The following is a 16,381-nucleotide window of genomic DNA, read 5'->3' as shown; positions in this document are numbered from 1 at the left end:
TTAACCTCCTAAACTCTAACCGCTTGCACATTTACTGTTATGGACGACACCTTAAGTCCTGTATAGTTTTCAACACTATAGCGTACTTTTTGGATTATATTATTAGATATAACCGATATCTTTGTTCCGTATTCAACCATTACAAATAATTCTATTTGTAATTTCTTCTCGCTTGTTAGCTGTATCTTTACACCTTTACTAAAATTTTCTATACCAATAAGTTCCCAAAAGCCTTCACTGGCATTTCTAGAAACCATTCCAACTACTCCATAACATTCCATTGTGGATAATCCAACAATTTTTGCTATAACTTCCTCTGAATAATTTATATTACCATTTTCGTTTGAAAATCCAACCATCCATATTCCTCCTAAATTCTTATATCTTATTTTCTATTCTATATTTACATCTTATTTTCTATTCTATATTAGAACAATATTTTATTCAAGTATTCAAAAAATATACACCTTTAAAAAGAGCACGAAGTGCAATTACGATCATTTCACCTCTAAAAAAAGCGCGCAGCGCAACCAAGATCATTTTTCCTTAAAAAAAACACAAACTGAAATTAAGATCCTTTCCTAAAAAAGCTAAAATTAAAATCAAGATCACAAATTTATAAAAAAGCATGCATATATGGAAAGAGTTAAAAGCATAATTCGGAACTTATTAACTACAATCAAGCTTACTTCCTAGAAAAAAGAATCGAGTCCAATTAAGATAATTCTCCCTTTAGAAAAAATAAAGTACAACCAAATCATTTCCCCCTATGAAAAAGCATAAACTGCAACCTAGATCATAAATTTATAAAAAACATACATACGAAAAGAGTGTAGATCACAATTCAATACTAACTAACTGCAATCAAGATCTTTTCCCCAGAAAAAAGTATTAAGTCCACTCAAGATTATACTCCACTTAGAAAACATAAAGTACAACCACATCATTTCCTTCTCTTCTTTAAAAATCTATCTCTACAAAGTCTTTCCTTCTAAAAAGTTTTTAAAACATAATCAAGAGAATAATTTACCTATGAAATAAATATATATATTGCAAAAATAATTCTTCATCATAATTCTAAAAATATTTCAAGAATTTTGGCCGTAATTGTGAATTGTGAATTACAACATAATACATATCAAATTTCGGCAGGTATTCACATAAGTTTCATTTTCGCTGTAAAGCCGCATATTAACTGCCAATACATAATTTTTAATTTATAATTAATAATTTATCTTGCCTATTACATTTTCCTATGATATAATTTACACTGTCCTATTGAAGATGATTATCTTTGGAATATAAGGAGGTGTTTTCTAATGGCAAGAAGATGCGAAATTTGTGATAAGGGTGTTGTAGCTGGAGTAAGCTATAGCCATTCACATCGTCAATCAAAGAGAACTTGGGCTCCTAACATAAAGAAAGTAAAAGCTTTAGTTAACGGAACACCAAAAACTGTTCATGTATGTACAAGATGCCTTAGATCTGGAAAGGTTCAAAGAGCAATATAGTTCATAATAAAGAATGCAATTGTTATCCCAATTGCATTTTTTATTTTTAAGGCATATGAAAGAAAATAACGAGTCTAAAATGCCATGGTTATTTTTCATCAGGCGAAGAAGCAGATCGGGCTCATAGCGAGCCTATTAGTTCAATCTGTTGATGAAGCATGATGAAAAGAGCAGCTATGCTGCAACAAGGAACTTTTCTTGGCAGATGGACTTGTTATTTTTTTTGATTACGCCTAAAGCTATTTAGAAAGCTTAAAACTAAATTATACATTATGTACTTCTAGCCTTTTTTTCTAAAAAACTTTATTATATTAGATAGAAACTTAGGTAGTTTAAAAGCTATTATTTTCATTTACAAGTCCTCCCAAATATTAATATATTAAAAATTAAAATGAAAATTTAATCCGTCTTATTATATTAATATTCAGTTACTACTCAAAATGTTCCACTTTTAAATATAAAAAATAATTAAATAAGTTCATGAATATTTAGTCTATGGAATGAATAACTAATAACTCTCCTTTTTCATAAGTTATATCTATTGGTGTATCAATAAATTCATTACATATAGCTCGTGGATCTAATAAACCCAAATCATAACTTGGTAGATTGTATTTTCCACCACTAATTTGAAGTTTGCTTACTTTATCGCTTAATGCATGAAATGATATATTTTCACCATATTTGCCGTATAACCTCATTTTATTTTCTCCAAGGTAAAGTCTATTATTATCGTCTAATATTTCTAAATTAGCACCTTTTTTTTTCGTAGTTAGCATAAGTCCTATATTTCCTAGTGTATGATCCATTCTAGTTCCAGTTGCCCCGAATAGATATATCTTTTCTGCGCCTCTTTTTATCGCTTCCATTACTGCAATTTCAGTGTCAGTATAATCTTTCTCTGGTTGAAATTCCAAGACTTCCTTAACCTTTAACTTCATATTATCTAAAATTTCCTTTTTGGCAGAGTCAAAATCACCTAAAAGCAAGTCTGGAATAATATTATAATTATAAAGGCATTCACTTCCCTTATCAGCTGCTATTATAAATTCAACTTCACTAATATATTTCTTTAGTAACTTCTCTGAAGGTGGGTTTCCTCCACTTACAATTGCAACATTCAAATTATTACCCCCTTAGAGCTTTTATATTCTCATCAATTTCCCCACCATTAAACACTGCTGAACCTGCAACAATGACATTTGCACCTGCTTCTATAACCTCTTTAACATTTGTCTTATCAATACCACCATCAACTTCTATTAAAAGCCCTGGGTTCAATCTATCACTAAGTTCTTTTATCTCTCTAATCTTATCTAGAGAATAAGGTATGAATTTTTGTCCTCCAAATCCTGGATTAACAGACATTATCAACACCATATCTAAACTTGGTATTAAATCTTTCAATACACTTGTTGGAGTTCCTGGATTTAAAGAAATCGCTGCTTTTTTTCCTTTTGACTTAATATAATTAATTGTTCTATCTATATGTTTATCTGCTTCATGATGAATTGTAATTATATCAGCCCCAGCCTCTATAAAAGCATCTATGTAATTTGATGGATTATTTATCATTAAATGAACGTCAAATAACTTCTTTGTTCTATTTCTAATAGATTTTATAACTGGTAAACCAAAAGATATATTAGGAACAAAAGATCCATCCATTACATCTATATGAATAAAATCTGCTCCTCCTTTATCTATTCTTTCTATGTCCTCTCCTAATTTTGAAAAATCCGCTGATAATATTGATGGTGCAATCTTTACCATTTATTTTTTTCCTCCTCAATTATTTCTTCTAATGCTCTTACATAAAATTCGTATCTGTATCTATTAATCTTTTCGCTTTCTACAGCCTCTTTTAGAGCACAATTTGGTTCTTTATAATGTAAACAGCCTCTATATTTACACTTATCATTATACTGTGTAAATTCAGGAAAACAATATTTTAAAGAATTTTTATCCATTAAATCCTTTATTTCTAGTGTAGAAAATCCTGGGGTATCAACGATATATCCGTCCGCTACCTCAATTAATTCACTATGCCTTGTAGTATGCTTCCCTCTTCCAAGCTTCTCGCTTACATTACCTGTTTCCATATGTTCTTTGTTTGAAAGCTTATTTATTAATGTTGACTTTCCTGCCCCTGATGGTCCACAAAAAACTGTTATATTTCCTCTAATCTTTTCTTCTAACCGCTCTATTCCTATTCCTTTCTTAGCATTTATAAAGAGAACTTCATAACCTATGACATTTATTCGCTTCTTTATTTCTTCTCTTTCTTCTTCCGATACTAAATCTATCTTATTCAAGCAAACTATAACCTCAATGTTATTATATTCACATAGAATCAAAAACTTATTTAATAAATCAAAATTTATGTCTGGATTCTTAACTGCAAAAACAACAAATGCTAAAGAAACATTTGCTACAGTGGGCCTAACCAATTCAGATTTCCTATCATGTATCTCTTCAATAACGCCTTTTCCATGTTCCATCTTAATTGTAACATCATCCCCTACCATAGGCTTTATGTCTTTATGTCTAAATTTCCCCCTGGCTTTGCATTCTATTAAGCCTTGATCTGTCTTAATATAATAAAAGCCTCCTATGCCCTTTATTATTTTTCCATTCATAATTTCCCTCCATAACTTATAAAATAAATTTATATATTCTTTTATAGAATGTTAATATATGCTGCAATGATAAATTAGATAAATTTAAGTTTAAGATTTTAATAAGCCAAGTGCCTAAATACAACTAGAACTTAGCAACTTAATTGCAAAATATATTAAATTTCTAAATTAGTATTTTCTATCATAGTATATTTTCTTTTAGAGATTTAATGTAGATCTAACTATAAATATATATTGCAAAAAATAATCCTTCATCATAATTCTAAAAATATTGTAAGAATTTTAGCCGTAATTGTGAAATATGCATTGTGAATTGCAATATATATATCATAGAAGGAGAGGTTTTTATGAACCTCTCCTTACTTACTATTGATGGTTTTGATTTGATGTTTTAGGTTGAGTGTTGTTTTGACTGTTATTTGTATCATCCCATGGGCCTGTAGGATTAGTTGTGCCTGGAGTATTAGGAGTCTTTCCTGGTGTATCAGTAGTAGTACCACCTGTTCCTCCAGTATTTTTATCAGGAGTACTTCCATTTCCACCCGGCTTAGTATTTCCTTGAGTAGGATTATTAGTTACAGGTGGATCTTGTTTCGCAACATATTTACCAACTGTTATAACAATTGTAGTTCCCTGCTCCACTCTATTTCCTTCTCCTGTTTGTTTTAAAACTTTACCGTTTTGACTCTCATCTTGTGTTTCTTGGGAATTTACAGATACTTTTAAACCAGCATCTTGTAATTCGCCTGTAGCTGTATCTTGGTCTTTACCAACTACGCTAGGTACTTTTGTAGTCTTAACTTCCGGTCCTTTACTTACAACAACTGTTATCTTATCATCTGCTGTTACTTCAGTATCTTTTTTCGGAGTTTGACTTATTATTTGTCCCTCTGGTACACTATCGCTAAAAGCTTCGCTTTTATCACTAATCTTAAGTCCAAAGGATTTTAAAATAGTAGTTGCAGTATCTATATCATACTCCTTCAAATCAGGCATTTTAAGTTTTGTTGCTCCTCCACTTACAATAACCCTAATCTGACTTTTTTCTTTAACCTTAGTTCCAGCATCCGGATTCATCTTAAGAATAGTTCCTTCTGGCTGATCGCTTGCTTCAGTTCCACCTTCCACTAAAACTAAATTTATAGCTTCAAGTGCTTTCTTTCCATCATCAACATTCTTTCCTACTATATTAGGAACCTCAACTTCTTTGCTGTTAGCACTAGCAGAACTAACCATTTTAAAAGCTGCAACACCTAAAACTATTAACAATAATGCTAAAACTACACCTATTGTTATTTTCATTATTCTCTTCTTGTTTATTCCACTGCCTTTTTCATCTTCATCGTCTTCGTAGTAATAATCATCATCGTCTTCATCATCATAGTCATCATCTTTTTTATTAGGCAACTTTTCCTCTTGCTTTGCTATCTGTTCGGTCACAGCAGACATTATTATAGTATGATCATTGTCGTCTTCTTTATCTATCTTTGCATTAGGATCATCCTTTATTCTTTGGAGATCTGAGATCATTTCTTTAGCATTCTGATATCTCTTAATAGGATCCTTTTCCATTGACTTTAAAATTAATTGATTTAAACTCTCAGGAATCTTTGAATTAACACTTTTTGGCGGAACAACTTCTTCTTGAAGATGTTTTAAAGCTATAGTTACAGCAGTATCTGCTTGGAATGGGAGATTTCCAGTAACCATCTCATATAATACAACTCCTAATGAATATAAATCCGTTCTACAATCAATAAAATTTCCTTTTGCTTGTTCTGGAGAAAGATAATGAGCAGATCCCATTATTGTACTAGTATTTGTAATAGTTTCAGAATTTGATGATTTTGCTATTCCAAAATCAGTTACTTTCATAACTCCATCTTCTGTTACTAAAATATTTTGTGGCTTAACATCTCTATGTATTATATTGTTTCTATGAGCACAATCTAAAGCTTTGGCTATTTGAATTGCAACTGATATAGCTGTTTCATAATTCATCTTTCCAACTTGTTTTATAATATCTTTTAATGTTTTTCCTTTAACATATTCCATTACAATATAATTTATTTCATCCTGTGTTCCTACATCTAGTATATTTACTATATTATTGTCAGATAAGGCTGCAACAGCTGTTGCTTCACCTTTAAATTTTTCTACAATATCAGGGTTGTCGCAAAGTTCTTTCTTAAGTATTTTAACTGCAACAAACCTATTTAATTTATTGTCTCTTGCCTTAAATACTTCTGACATTCCGCCTTCCCCTATTTTTTCTAACAACTCGTATCTGTTTCCAAGTACAATTCCATCCATGCTACATCTCTCCTCCAAACAACAATACTGTTATATTATCTCTGCCACCGTTTTGCTTTGCCAAGTATACAAGTTTATTAGCAATGTTTACATAACTTTCTCCTTCAGTGACGACTTGTAGAATCTCTTCTTTAGTTAATTCATTTGTCAATCCATCTGAACACAATATATAAAGATCATATTCTCTGTTCTCTAACTGAAATATATCTACATTCACATTAATGCTAGTTCCTAATGCTCTTGTAATAATATTTTTCTTAGGATGATTTTCCGCCTCTTTTTCACTTATACTCCCAATATCAACTAGTTCTTGTACTAAAGAATGATCTTTAGTAATCTTCTTAATTTCATTATTTTTAACTGCAAAACAACAGCTATCACCTACATTCGCAACCTGTATAAAATTTTTAGTCATAAAACAAGTTGTAACAGTAGTTCCCATTCCACTTAAATTTTCGCTAGTGTTAGAAAAAGTAAATATATCTTTATTTACTTTTTCTATGGCTTCTACAAGCAAATTTTCTGCTCTACTCGAAGAAAAATTTTCTCTTACATAGTCAACAATATTTGTTGCAGCCATCTGACTAGCGACTTCTCCTGCATTATGTCCACCCATTCCGTCTGCCACTACATAAATTTTGAATTCGTCTCTTTCTAAATACGAAGCAGAGTCTTCATTTAATGTTCGCCTTAACCCAACATCACTAACTAAACCTACCATTTTGCTCCCCCTCTATTTCTTGGGTATTTATGTAACTTCTTCTAAGTTGTCCACATGCTGCATTAATGTCACTTCCCATTTCACGTCTTGTAGTAACTTCTATTCCATGATTTTTTAGTATTTCTGAAAAATCTTCTATTGCCTTTTTTGAAGATCTCTTATATGTATTTTCTTTTATTTCATTTACTGGAATCAAATTAACATGACAAAGCATACCTTTTAACAATTTGCCTAATGCCTTTGCATCTTCTCTGCCATCATTCACATCTTTCACTAGCGCATACTCAAACGTAATTCTTCTATTAGTTTTATTTATATAATATCTGCAAGCCTCTAATATTTCCTCAATGCTATACCTATTAGCTATAGGCATAATTTCTTTTCTCTTATCATTACTAAATGCATGTAGTGATAAAGCTAGAGTTATGCTAAGTTCCTTATCTGCTAATTCGTATATCTTAGGTACAATTCCACAAGTAGATAATGTTATATGTCTCTGCCCAATATTTAATGCATATTCAGCAGAAACTATTTCTAGAAACTTTATAACATTATTATAATTATCAAGTGGTTCGCCACTTCCCATTAATACTACGTTGGAAATCCTTTCATTGATATAATCTTGAACAACCATAATTTGCGATAAAATTTCTCCAGTTGTAAGATTTCTAACTTTACCTTCAATTGTGGATGCACAAAATTTGCATCCCATTGCACATCCAACTTGAGTGGATATGCATATGGAATTTCCATGCTTATATCTCATTAGTACAGATTCTATTAAGTTTCCATCCTTAAATCCTAACAAGAACTTTTCTGTACCATCTATATTAGATTTATATACTTCTATTATCTTTGGCAGACCTACAAAAAAATTTTCTTTTAGTTTTTGTACTAATGGCTTTGGTATATTCTTCATATTATCGAATTCTTTAACACCTTTATAAATCCATGATAATATTTGTTGACCTCTAAATGCACTTTCACCATTTTCCTTCATCCATGCTTTAAGTTCTTCTAAAGTAAAATCTAGCAAATTGTTCATTTATTCACCTACTATTGTCTTTTTTCTAATTTAGTCACAAAGAATCCATCCATATTTTCATTTGGCATAATAGTTAGAGAGCCATCTCTATTGTATACTAAGTTATCTTGTTTACCAATAAAGATCTTTTTCACGCTACAGTCTTTATGTCTGCTAACAAACCACTCAATATTTTCTTCATTTTCTTCTTTATTTAATGTACAAGTTGAATATATCATTATTCCATCCTCTTTTAAATACATCCATGCACATTCCATTATATCTCTTTGAACTTTTATAATTTCTCTTAACTCATTTCTTGTCTTGTTCCACTTTATTTCTGGTTTTTTTCTTATTATTCCAAGCCCTGAACAAGGAACATCTATTAAGATTCTATCACTAGATGCTATTAAATCTGGGTTTAATTTAGTTGCATCACTTGTATTAACTTCAACGTTAGTTATACCCAATCTCTCACAATTTTCTTTTATTAATCCAAGTTTAGATTCATGAAGATCATACGCTAATACTTTTCCAGTGTTTTGAAGTATTTCAGCAATATGAGTAGTTTTACCACCAGGTGCACTACACAAATCTGTAACTGTCATTCCTTCTTCCAATTCTAATAATGGTGCTATAATCATTGCACTTTCATCTTGAACTGTGATTTTTCCTTCTTGGAATAACGGATTATTTTCTATAGATTTACCACCTTTTATGCAAATTGCTTCTGGGCAAATAACACCTTCTTCAACTTCATATTCAAGTTCTTCTAATTTTTCAAATACTTCATCATAATCAGCTTTAAGTTCATTTACTCTAACACTTACTTGTGGAATTGAATTTAATCCAGACATTATTTTCTTTGATACATTTTCACCATATTGCTTTATTAAAAGTCTTATCATCCAAGGTTCAAATGAAAACTTATATGCATATTCGTCAATTTTATTTCCTACAACTTCAATATCATCAGGATTTTTAGTGAAATTTCTAAGTATTCCATTTACTAACTTTGAATCATTTTCTGATATTTCTTTTGCTTCCTCTACCGCTTCATTACAAGCAGCATAGCTAGGTATTTTATCCAAAAAGTTCATTTGGTATATTGCTACTCTTAAAATATTTAAGATATCTTTGTTCATTAACTTAAGATCTTTTACAAAGTTCGAAATTATAATATCTAATGTTTTTTTCCTTCTTAAAACTCCATAAACAATTTCAGTTAATAGTGCTTTATCTTTATCACTTAATTCTGCTTCATTTAACTCTTTTGCTAATACAATATTAGAGTAAGCCCCTTCATTTAAGACTCTTCCTAATATCTTTACTGCTAATTTTCTACAATTCATACGCTACCTCTTTACTAATCATTTCTTCTATTGCTTATAGCAATTAATCTTATTAATTGTGATACTGCCATTAATGTCGCAGCTACATATGTCATTGCTGCTGCGTCTAAAACCTTTTGTGCACTTTTAGTTTCGTCACCATATAGTATTCCTCTTGACTTTAATATATTCAAAGCCCTTGTTGATGCATCAAACTCTACCGGTAATGTTATTAGCTGAAAAATTACAACCCCTGAAAATAAAATTATTCCAAGTGTAGTTAATCCCTTAAAACCTAATAATATACCAACAAAGAATAGCATCCATGATACATTTGAGCCAATATTTACAATTGGCACAATGGAATTTCTTATTACTAGTGGAGCATACCTTTCTTTATGCTGCAATGCGTGCCCGACCTCGTGGGCAGCTATGCCTGCTGAAGAAATAGATGCACCTGAATATACCTCCGGAGATAATCTAAGGATTTTACTTGCAGGATCGTAATGATCTCCAAGCTTTGAATTTATCAATTCTATTCTAACATCAAAAAGCCCAGCTTCATCTAACATCATTCTTGCAACTTGTTGACCAGTATATCCATTTATTGTTCTTACTTGGCTATACTCGCTATAAGCGCTATTAATTTTGGATTGAGCCCAAAATGAAATTATTATAGCTGGAACTAATAATATCATTGTTGGATCAAAAAACGGATAAAAATGCATTATACATCAACTCCATTATTGTAAGATTATATTTTCCTCTATTTCATGTCCATTAATATATTGATCTATTGTCAAAGGCTTACCATTAGGAAACTGTACTCTTTTTATTAATAGAACATCTTCCTTGCATGAAACTTTCACTCCATTTTTGCTTACATCTATAATAGTACCAGGTTCTTTATTGCTTTTTTCTTTTAGAACTTCTGTTTCATATATCTTCATTCTTTCGTTCTTATAATCAGTATAGGCAATTGGCCATGGATTTAGTCCTCTAACTAAGTTATGAATCTCTTCAGCACTTTTATTCCAATCTATATTAGCGATATTCTTATCAAGCATCTTGGCATAAAAAGTCTCATTCCCTTGCTTTTCTGGGACTATATCGCCTTTTGAAATTCCCTCTATACTTTTTACAAGTAAATCTGCTCCTCTAACCATTAATATATCATGTAATTCACCAGTTGTCATATTATTAGTAATTTCAACTTCATCCTTAAGAATCATATCTCCTGTATCTAAACCAACATCCATAAGCATTGTGGTATTTCCAGAACTCTTCTCTCCATTTATTATTGCCCAATTTAGTGGTGCAGCACCTCTATACATCGGAAGCAAAGATGCATGAAGATTTATACATCCATATTTCGGTATATCTAATACTTCCTTAGTTAAAATCTGCCCAAATGCCACTACTATAATAAAATCTGGTTTTAGCTCTTTTAATTTCTCTATCAAATCTCTATCGTCTTTTAACTTTATTGGTTGGTATATTGGGATTTCATGTTTTAATCCTTCTTCTTTAACTGCAGAGTATGCCATTTTCTTTCCTCTACCCTTTGGTTTGTCTGGTTGAGTCAAAATAGCAGTAACATTGTACTCTTTAATCATTCTTTGCAAAGAAGGAACTGCAAAATCAGGAGTACCCATAAATACTATATTCATTATATTATCCTCCTATCAGTATTTATTTTTTTGAAGCTCCCCTACCTTTAACTCTATCTATAAATAGAGTTCCATTTAAATGATCATATTCGTGCAAAATAGCTCTCGCAAGTAATTCTTCAGCTTCTATTTCGAATTCTTCTCCCTTTTCATTTAAAGCTCTAGCTCTAACGTAATTAGGTCTCATAACTTCTTCTGTTTCCCCTGGTAAGCTAAGGCATCCTTCTTCGTCTATTTGAGACCCACTTGTTTCTATTATTTCTGGATTAATAAATACTAGTGGCCCATCTCCAATATCTACAACAAATAGTCTCTTTAATATCCCAACTTGAGGAGCTGCAAGACCAACACCATCAGCATCATACATTGTTTCTTTCATATCTTCAATTAATGTCAATAATCTATCATCTATTTTATCAACTTCTCTGCATTTCTTTCTTAATACGTCATCACCATATTTTCTTATATTTCTTAATGCCATTTTGTATTCCCCCTATGTCATATTGTTAGGATTAATATCTATACTAACCCTTATTTCATTATATACACTCTTATTTAATAGATAAAGTGTATCTTTAACTTTTTCACTAAACTCATCATCAAAATTTCCTTTTATTATTATCTGCCATCTGTAATTTTCTTTTAATTTAGAAATTATACAAGGAACCGGTCCGAGAATAGTAAGATCATCTACTACTAATTTTTTCAAATCAGCTTCTAAAGTATACATAAATTTTGTTAATTTTTCTTCAAATTTTGAAGATCCAACAATTAATAATATTTTACCAAAAGGAGGATTTTCCATCAACCTTCTAATCTTTATTTCTTCTTTAAATAGAGATTCATAATCCTCTTCTTGAGCACACTTTAAACTATAATGGTTTGGAGTATAGCTTTGAACTATTACCTTGCCTTCATCTTCACCTCTTCCAGATCTGCCTGCAACCTGCGTTATTATTTGATATGTTCTTTCAGATGCTCTGTAATCAGGCAAATTTAAAGACATGTCTGCCGCTAAAACTCCAACCAGTGTAACATTTTTAAAATCTAATCCTTTTGACACCATTTGTGTTCCAATTAAGATGTCTGCTTCTCCATTTTTAAAACAATTATAAATTGATTCATGAGAATTTTTATGTCGTGTAGTATCAACATCCATTCTTAATACTCTTGATTTCGGGAAATATTTTTTCACTTCTAATTCAACGCGTTCTGTTCCTGCTCCAAAAAATTTCACATATTTACTATTACATTTTGGACATACAGTTTTTGATTTCTCTGCCCTTCCGCAGTAATGACATATCAAATATCCATTTTTATGGTACGTCATAGAAACATCGCATTCTGGACATTTAAATACATATCCACAACTTCTACACGAAATAAATGTTGAATACCCTCTTCTGTTTAGAAACAAAATTACCTGCTTCTTATCTTTTAAAGTTGCCTCTATTTCAGCCAAAAGTTTCCTACTGAACAATGATAAATTCTTACTCTTCAATTCTTCCCTCATATCTACTATTTCCATATGCGGCATTTCTTTCCCATTAGTTCTTTTATGCATTTCTATTAGTTTATATTCACCACGAATAGCTTTGTAGTAACTTTCAATGCTAGGAGTTGCTGACCCCATAACTAATTTACAGTCCTTAATTTCACATATGAACTCACTTACTTCTCTAGTATGATATTTAGGATTATGTTCTGATTTATATGTATTTTCATGTTCTTCATCAATTATAATAAGTCCAAGATTCTGAAGCGGCAAAAACAAGGCACTTCGTGCTCCTATAACTAATTTAGCTTTCCCTTCTTTTACTCTATACCACTCATCAAATCTTTCACCATCACTTAACCTGCTATGAAAAAGCGCAACATTTTCTCCAAATCGTCCCTTAAATCGTTCAATCATCTGAGGGGTTAATGAAATTTCCGGAACTAAAACAATTGTACTTTTATTTTGCCTTAACATTTCTTCAACTAGTCTTATATATACTTCTGTCTTCCCCGATCCCGTAACACCTTTTATTAGATATTTTTGATCAGGACTGTTTAAAATCGTATTAAGACAGTTTTCCTGTTCTCTTGTAAGTTTCTTATTACTATCAGTATCATATATTCGAGTATTGTATCTAAATACTGTTTGTTCTTCTGTTTTTAGTATACCTTTTTCTATTAACTTATTTAATAAATATAAAGAAAAGCATCCATTACTAACAATTTCTGTTTTTGTATAAATCCCATTGTTGCTAGCTACGAAATCATATAATTTTTTATAATTTTCTTTATCAAGCTGATCTTCATGTATTTCTTCATTTACTAAAACTACTTTTTTCTTTTTTTCCCTTAACCCCTTCATAATTCCAACTGGAATCATAAGTCGGATTGCATCAATAAATTTACATAAATACTTTCTTCTTAAAAATTTAATTACTTCCATATCATAGTTTGTTAATATAGCATGATCATCGCATATATTTAAAATCTCTTTCACTCTATAATTGAAATTAATTAAATCATCTTCCTGCAATATTGAAAATACAAAGCCTTCTATTGGTCTGCTTTTAGGCCCAAAAGGCACTTTAACTCTAAATCCTATTCCTATTTTATCCTGAAGTTCGCTAGGTACTTTGTATGTAAATGGCTTATCAATCTCCAAAGCATCACTATTTATAATTATTTCAGCATACATGATATTTATACCTACCACCTCACATCTAATCTTATATTAACAATATTCAATATTAGATAATTAACATTCTGATTATTACATAAAAACTAATAATCAGAACTATTTCATACTTATACATCTACCTTCATTTGCGTATCATATGTATAAGTATTTCCAATATTAATAAAAGAAGCGCAAATTCTAGCGCTTCTCAAGTATAATATCAAATAAGTTAGTTGCAATTTTTTCTTTGCTCATCTTATCTAAGTAAATTTCCTTACCTTCTTTAGACAAGATTATTACTTTATTATCTTCTGAGGCAAACCCAGTATCACTTGCTGTTATATCGTTTGCTACAATATAATCTAAATTTTTTCTTTGTAGTTTTGACATAGCATTATCTTTTAACTCTTGGCTTTCAGCCGCAAATCCTACTAGAATTTGATTTTTCTTTTTGCTTCCAAGCTCCATTAGAATATCATTATCTCTAATAAATTCTATGCAGAGCTCTCCATCACCTTTTTTTATTTTTTGTGTGCTATAATTTTTAGGCTTATAATCTGCAACTGCAGCTGACTTTATTACTATATCTGCTTCATCAAATATGTTCATAACTTCATTTTTCATTTCTTCATTTGTAGAAACCTCTACAACATTAATATCTTTTGGAGCTATTATTGATGTTGGTCCAGATATTAATGTTACATTGGCTCCTCTATTTCTTGCTTCCTTTGCTATAGCATAACCCATTTTTCCAGTTGATCTATTTGTAATAAACCTCACCGGATCTATAGGTGCTATAGTTGGACCTGCTGTTACTACAACATTTTTATTTAGCAAATCTTTATTTTCATTTAATTCCATTAAAACTTTGTCAACAATAATTTCAGGACTTTCAAGTTTACCTTTACCGCTTGTTCCACAAGCAAGTCTTCCTTCAGCCGGGTCTATGAATTCATATCCAAGTGACTTTAATTTCTTAATATTTTCTTGGACTATAGGATTCTCATACATATTGGTATTCATTGCAGGCGCAAAAATCACTTTTGCCTTAGTTGCCATTATTGTAGTCGAAAGCATATCATCTGCTATTCCATTTGCAACTTTACCTATTATATTAGCTGTAGCAGGTGCTACTAAGAATACATCTGCCTTTTCTGCTAAACTTATATGTTGAATCTCCCAAGCTTTCGGTTCTGCAAACATATCGCATGTAACCATATTCTGACTTAAAGATTGAAATGATAATGGGGTCACAAATTTAGTAGCTGATTCTGTCATAATTACATTAACATTAATATCTTTTTTAACAAGTAAACTTACTATTTCTAATGCCTTATATACTGCAATTCCACCACTTACACCCAACACTAAATTCTTTTTCATCTTATTTAAGACCTTCTTCTAAAATTTCAAATTCAACTGCATCTTGATCTACTTCATTTATTGCAATTGTTAAAGGTTTATTTGATTTTATTGAAATCTGAGGTTCTGCACCTTCTATTATTTGTCTAGCCCTTTTTGATGTTAAAATTACTAAAGAATATCTGTCATGTATCTTTTCTAATAAGTCTACTACTGATGGACTAATCATAGAGTTGTTCATGAATAATTCCCTCCTTTGAATCTAATATACTATCTTTTATTCTATCTACTCTGCATTTTTCAGCAGATATTATAGCTTCTAATTTTTCTACAGCTATCTCTACTTTATCATTTACTACTGCATAATTATATTTTGAAATAAAATTAATTTCCTTATAAGCTGATTTAAATCTCTTCATTAGAGATTCGTTGGTTTCACTGCCCCTGTTAATGATTCTTTGTTTTAACTCTTCCATAGATGGTGGAAGGATGAATACAAAAACTCCTTCTCTTGTGTTTTCTTTAACTTTTAATGCACCTTGTATATCTATTTCTAGAATAACATCATTCCCACTTTGTAACATTTCTTCAACGTTAGATTTAGGTGTGCCATAGTAATTATCATACACTTCTGCATATTCTAAGAAATCATTGCTTTCTATCTTCTCTACAAACTGCTCTTTGGACATAAAAAAGTAATTAATACCTTCTACTTCTCCAACTCTTGGAGATCTTGTAGTTGCTGATACAGACAACATTACATCCTTATTTTTCTCCATAAATCTTTTACATATAGTACCTTTTCCAGCACCAGATGGTCCTGATATAACTATTAATAGACCTCTCCCTTTAGTAATCATTATTCATCATCCTCATCAACTGCCATATCATCTTTTGTAGATAATCTATGAGCTACTGTTTCAGGTTGAACTGCTGATAAAATAACATGATCGCTATCTGTTATTATTACAGCTCTAGTTCTTCTTCCATAAGTAGCATCTATTAGCATACCTCTATCTCTTGCTTCTTGAATAATTCTTTTAATAGGTGCTGATTCAGGACTCACAATTGCAACTAATCTATTAGCAGAGACTATATTCCCAAAGCCTATGTTTATTAACTTTATTCCCATTTTT

At 30.8% G+C, this 16,381-nt stretch carries 17 protein-coding genes; 1 reads left to right on the top strand and 16 read right to left on the bottom strand.

Annotated features, from left to right (window positions below):
- Positions 1-8: 8 nt before the first annotated feature.
- Positions 9-359, bottom strand: coding sequence for an Asp23/Gls24 family envelope stress response protein (locus F3K33_RS06230; RefSeq protein WP_017210764.1), 351 nt, complete (start codon positions 357-359; stop codon positions 9-11).
- Positions 360-1,319: 960 nt separating this feature from the next.
- Here F3K33_RS06230 and rpmB point away from each other — a divergent pair.
- Complete coding sequence (gene rpmB, locus F3K33_RS06225) at positions 1,320-1,511, top strand: 50S ribosomal protein L28 (RefSeq protein WP_008424849.1); 192 nt, start codon at positions 1,320-1,322, stop codon at positions 1,509-1,511.
- Between the two features lie 488 nt (positions 1,512-1,999).
- Here rpmB and F3K33_RS06220 read toward each other — a convergent pair whose 3' ends face one another.
- The 15 genes from F3K33_RS06220 to remA form a co-directional block, all read right to left on the bottom strand.
- Positions 2,000-2,635: a thiamine diphosphokinase gene (locus F3K33_RS06220; RefSeq protein WP_039772285.1), complete on the bottom strand. Its 636-nt coding sequence runs from the start codon at positions 2,633-2,635 to the stop codon at positions 2,000-2,002.
- Positions 2,636-2,639: 4 nt separating this feature from the next.
- Positions 2,640-3,284, bottom strand: coding sequence for a ribulose-phosphate 3-epimerase (rpe, locus tag F3K33_RS06215; RefSeq protein ID WP_039772286.1), 645 nt, complete (start codon positions 3,282-3,284; stop codon positions 2,640-2,642).
- A complete protein-coding gene (rsgA, locus tag F3K33_RS06210; RefSeq protein ID WP_039772287.1) occupies positions 3,278-4,150 on the bottom strand; it encodes a ribosome small subunit-dependent GTPase A in 873 nt (290 codons plus the stop codon). The genes rpe and rsgA overlap by 7 nt, the downstream gene beginning before the upstream one ends.
- 366 nt (positions 4,151-4,516) lie before the next feature.
- Positions 4,517-6,463, bottom strand: coding sequence for a Stk1 family PASTA domain-containing Ser/Thr kinase (gene pknB / locus F3K33_RS06205; protein ID WP_011968491.1), 1,947 nt, complete (start codon positions 6,461-6,463; stop codon positions 4,517-4,519).
- Position 6,464: 1 nt separating this feature from the next.
- On the bottom strand, positions 6,465-7,184 hold the full coding sequence (locus tag F3K33_RS06200) for a Stp1/IreP family PP2C-type Ser/Thr phosphatase (RefSeq protein ID WP_011968490.1): 720 nt from the start codon (positions 7,182-7,184) through the stop codon (positions 6,465-6,467).
- Positions 7,168-8,229 (bottom strand): dual-specificity RNA methyltransferase RlmN, encoded by a 1,062-nt coding sequence (rlmN, locus tag F3K33_RS06195; RefSeq protein ID WP_011968489.1) that lies wholly within the window; start codon positions 8,227-8,229, stop codon positions 7,168-7,170. The genes F3K33_RS06200 and rlmN overlap by 17 nt, the downstream gene beginning before the upstream one ends.
- An 11-nt stretch (positions 8,230-8,240) precedes the next feature.
- Positions 8,241-9,560, bottom strand: coding sequence for a 16S rRNA (cytosine(967)-C(5))-methyltransferase RsmB (gene rsmB, locus F3K33_RS06190; RefSeq protein WP_017210768.1), 1,320 nt, complete (start codon positions 9,558-9,560; stop codon positions 8,241-8,243).
- 14 nt (positions 9,561-9,574) lie between these two features.
- Positions 9,575-10,267 (bottom strand): zinc metallopeptidase, encoded by a 693-nt coding sequence (locus F3K33_RS06185; RefSeq protein WP_017210769.1) that lies wholly within the window; start codon positions 10,265-10,267, stop codon positions 9,575-9,577.
- A gap of 15 nt (positions 10,268-10,282) precedes the next feature.
- Positions 10,283-11,209 carry a methionyl-tRNA formyltransferase gene (gene fmt, locus F3K33_RS06180; protein ID WP_039772290.1) on the bottom strand — a complete coding sequence of 309 codons (927 nt, stop codon included), beginning with the start codon at positions 11,207-11,209 and terminating at the stop codon, positions 10,283-10,285.
- 22 nt (positions 11,210-11,231) lie between these two features.
- On the bottom strand, positions 11,232-11,690 hold the full coding sequence (gene def, locus F3K33_RS06175; protein ID WP_011968485.1) for a peptide deformylase: 459 nt from the start codon (positions 11,688-11,690) through the stop codon (positions 11,232-11,234).
- A gap of 12 nt (positions 11,691-11,702) precedes the next feature.
- Positions 11,703-13,901 (bottom strand): primosomal protein N', encoded by a 2,199-nt coding sequence (priA, locus tag F3K33_RS06170; RefSeq protein WP_039772292.1) that lies wholly within the window; start codon positions 13,899-13,901, stop codon positions 11,703-11,705.
- Between the two features lie 180 nt (positions 13,902-14,081).
- Positions 14,082-15,266, bottom strand: a complete 1,185-nt coding sequence (gene coaBC / locus F3K33_RS06165) for a bifunctional phosphopantothenoylcysteine decarboxylase/phosphopantothenate--cysteine ligase CoaBC (RefSeq protein ID WP_011968483.1) — start codon at positions 15,264-15,266, stop codon at positions 14,082-14,084.
- Between the two features lies 1 nt (position 15,267).
- Positions 15,268-15,486 carry a DNA-directed RNA polymerase subunit omega gene (gene rpoZ / locus F3K33_RS06160; protein WP_011968482.1) on the bottom strand — a complete coding sequence of 73 codons (219 nt, stop codon included), beginning with the start codon at positions 15,484-15,486 and terminating at the stop codon, positions 15,268-15,270.
- Positions 15,467-16,105 (bottom strand): guanylate kinase, encoded by a 639-nt coding sequence (gene gmk, locus F3K33_RS06155; RefSeq protein WP_039772294.1) that lies wholly within the window; start codon positions 16,103-16,105, stop codon positions 15,467-15,469. The genes rpoZ and gmk overlap by 20 nt, the downstream gene beginning before the upstream one ends.
- Positions 16,105-16,377, bottom strand: coding sequence for an extracellular matrix/biofilm regulator RemA (gene remA / locus F3K33_RS06150; RefSeq protein WP_011968480.1), 273 nt, complete (start codon positions 16,375-16,377; stop codon positions 16,105-16,107). Before remA ends, gmk begins: the two co-directional genes overlap by 1 nt.
- Positions 16,378-16,381: the final 4 nt, after the last annotated feature.

This window comes from Clostridium beijerinckii (assembly GCF_008705175.1).
Lineage (GTDB): Bacteria > Bacillota > Clostridia > Clostridiales > Clostridiaceae > Clostridium > Clostridium beijerinckii.
This window is presented reverse-complemented; position numbering and strand designations above follow the sequence as displayed.

Excerpts from the sequence above, each read along its gene's own strand:
- F3K33_RS06230 (WP_017210764.1), bottom strand. The coding sequence starts at position 359 with ATGGTTGGATTTTCAAACGAAAATGGTAATATAAATTATTCAGAGGAA.
- rpmB (WP_008424849.1), top strand. The coding sequence starts at position 1,320 with ATGGCAAGAAGATGCGAAATTTGTGATAAGGGTGTTGTAGCTGGAGTA.
- rpe (WP_039772286.1), bottom strand. The coding sequence starts at position 3,284 with ATGGTAAAGATTGCACCATCAATATTATCAGCGGATTTTTCAAAATTA.
- rsgA (WP_039772287.1), bottom strand. The coding sequence starts at position 4,150 with ATGAATGGAAAAATAATAAAGGGCATAGGAGGCTTTTATTATATTAAG.
- pknB (WP_011968491.1), bottom strand. The coding sequence starts at position 6,463 with ATGGATGGAATTGTACTTGGAAACAGATACGAGTTGTTAGAAAAAATA.
- F3K33_RS06200 (WP_011968490.1), bottom strand. The coding sequence starts at position 7,184 with ATGGTAGGTTTAGTTAGTGATGTTGGGTTAAGGCGAACATTAAATGAA.
- rlmN (WP_011968489.1), bottom strand. The coding sequence starts at position 8,229 with ATGAACAATTTGCTAGATTTTACTTTAGAAGAACTTAAAGCATGGATG.
- rsmB (WP_017210768.1), bottom strand. The coding sequence starts at position 9,560 with ATGAATTGTAGAAAATTAGCAGTAAAGATATTAGGAAGAGTCTTAAAT.
- F3K33_RS06185 (WP_017210769.1), bottom strand. The coding sequence starts at position 10,267 with ATGCATTTTTATCCGTTTTTTGATCCAACAATGATATTATTAGTTCCA.
- fmt (WP_039772290.1), bottom strand. The coding sequence starts at position 11,209 with ATGAATATAGTATTTATGGGTACTCCTGATTTTGCAGTTCCTTCTTTG.
- def (WP_011968485.1), bottom strand. The coding sequence starts at position 11,690 with ATGGCATTAAGAAATATAAGAAAATATGGTGATGACGTATTAAGAAAG.
- priA (WP_039772292.1), bottom strand. The coding sequence starts at position 13,901 with ATGTATGCTGAAATAATTATAAATAGTGATGCTTTGGAGATTGATAAG.
- coaBC (WP_011968483.1), bottom strand. The coding sequence starts at position 15,266 with ATGAAAAAGAATTTAGTGTTGGGTGTAAGTGGTGGAATTGCAGTATAT.
- rpoZ (WP_011968482.1), bottom strand. The coding sequence starts at position 15,486 with ATGAACAACTCTATGATTAGTCCATCAGTAGTAGACTTATTAGAAAAG.
- gmk (WP_039772294.1), bottom strand. The coding sequence starts at position 16,105 with ATGATTACTAAAGGGAGAGGTCTATTAATAGTTATATCAGGACCATCT.
- remA (WP_011968480.1), bottom strand. The coding sequence starts at position 16,377 with ATGGGAATAAAGTTAATAAACATAGGCTTTGGGAATATAGTCTCTGCT.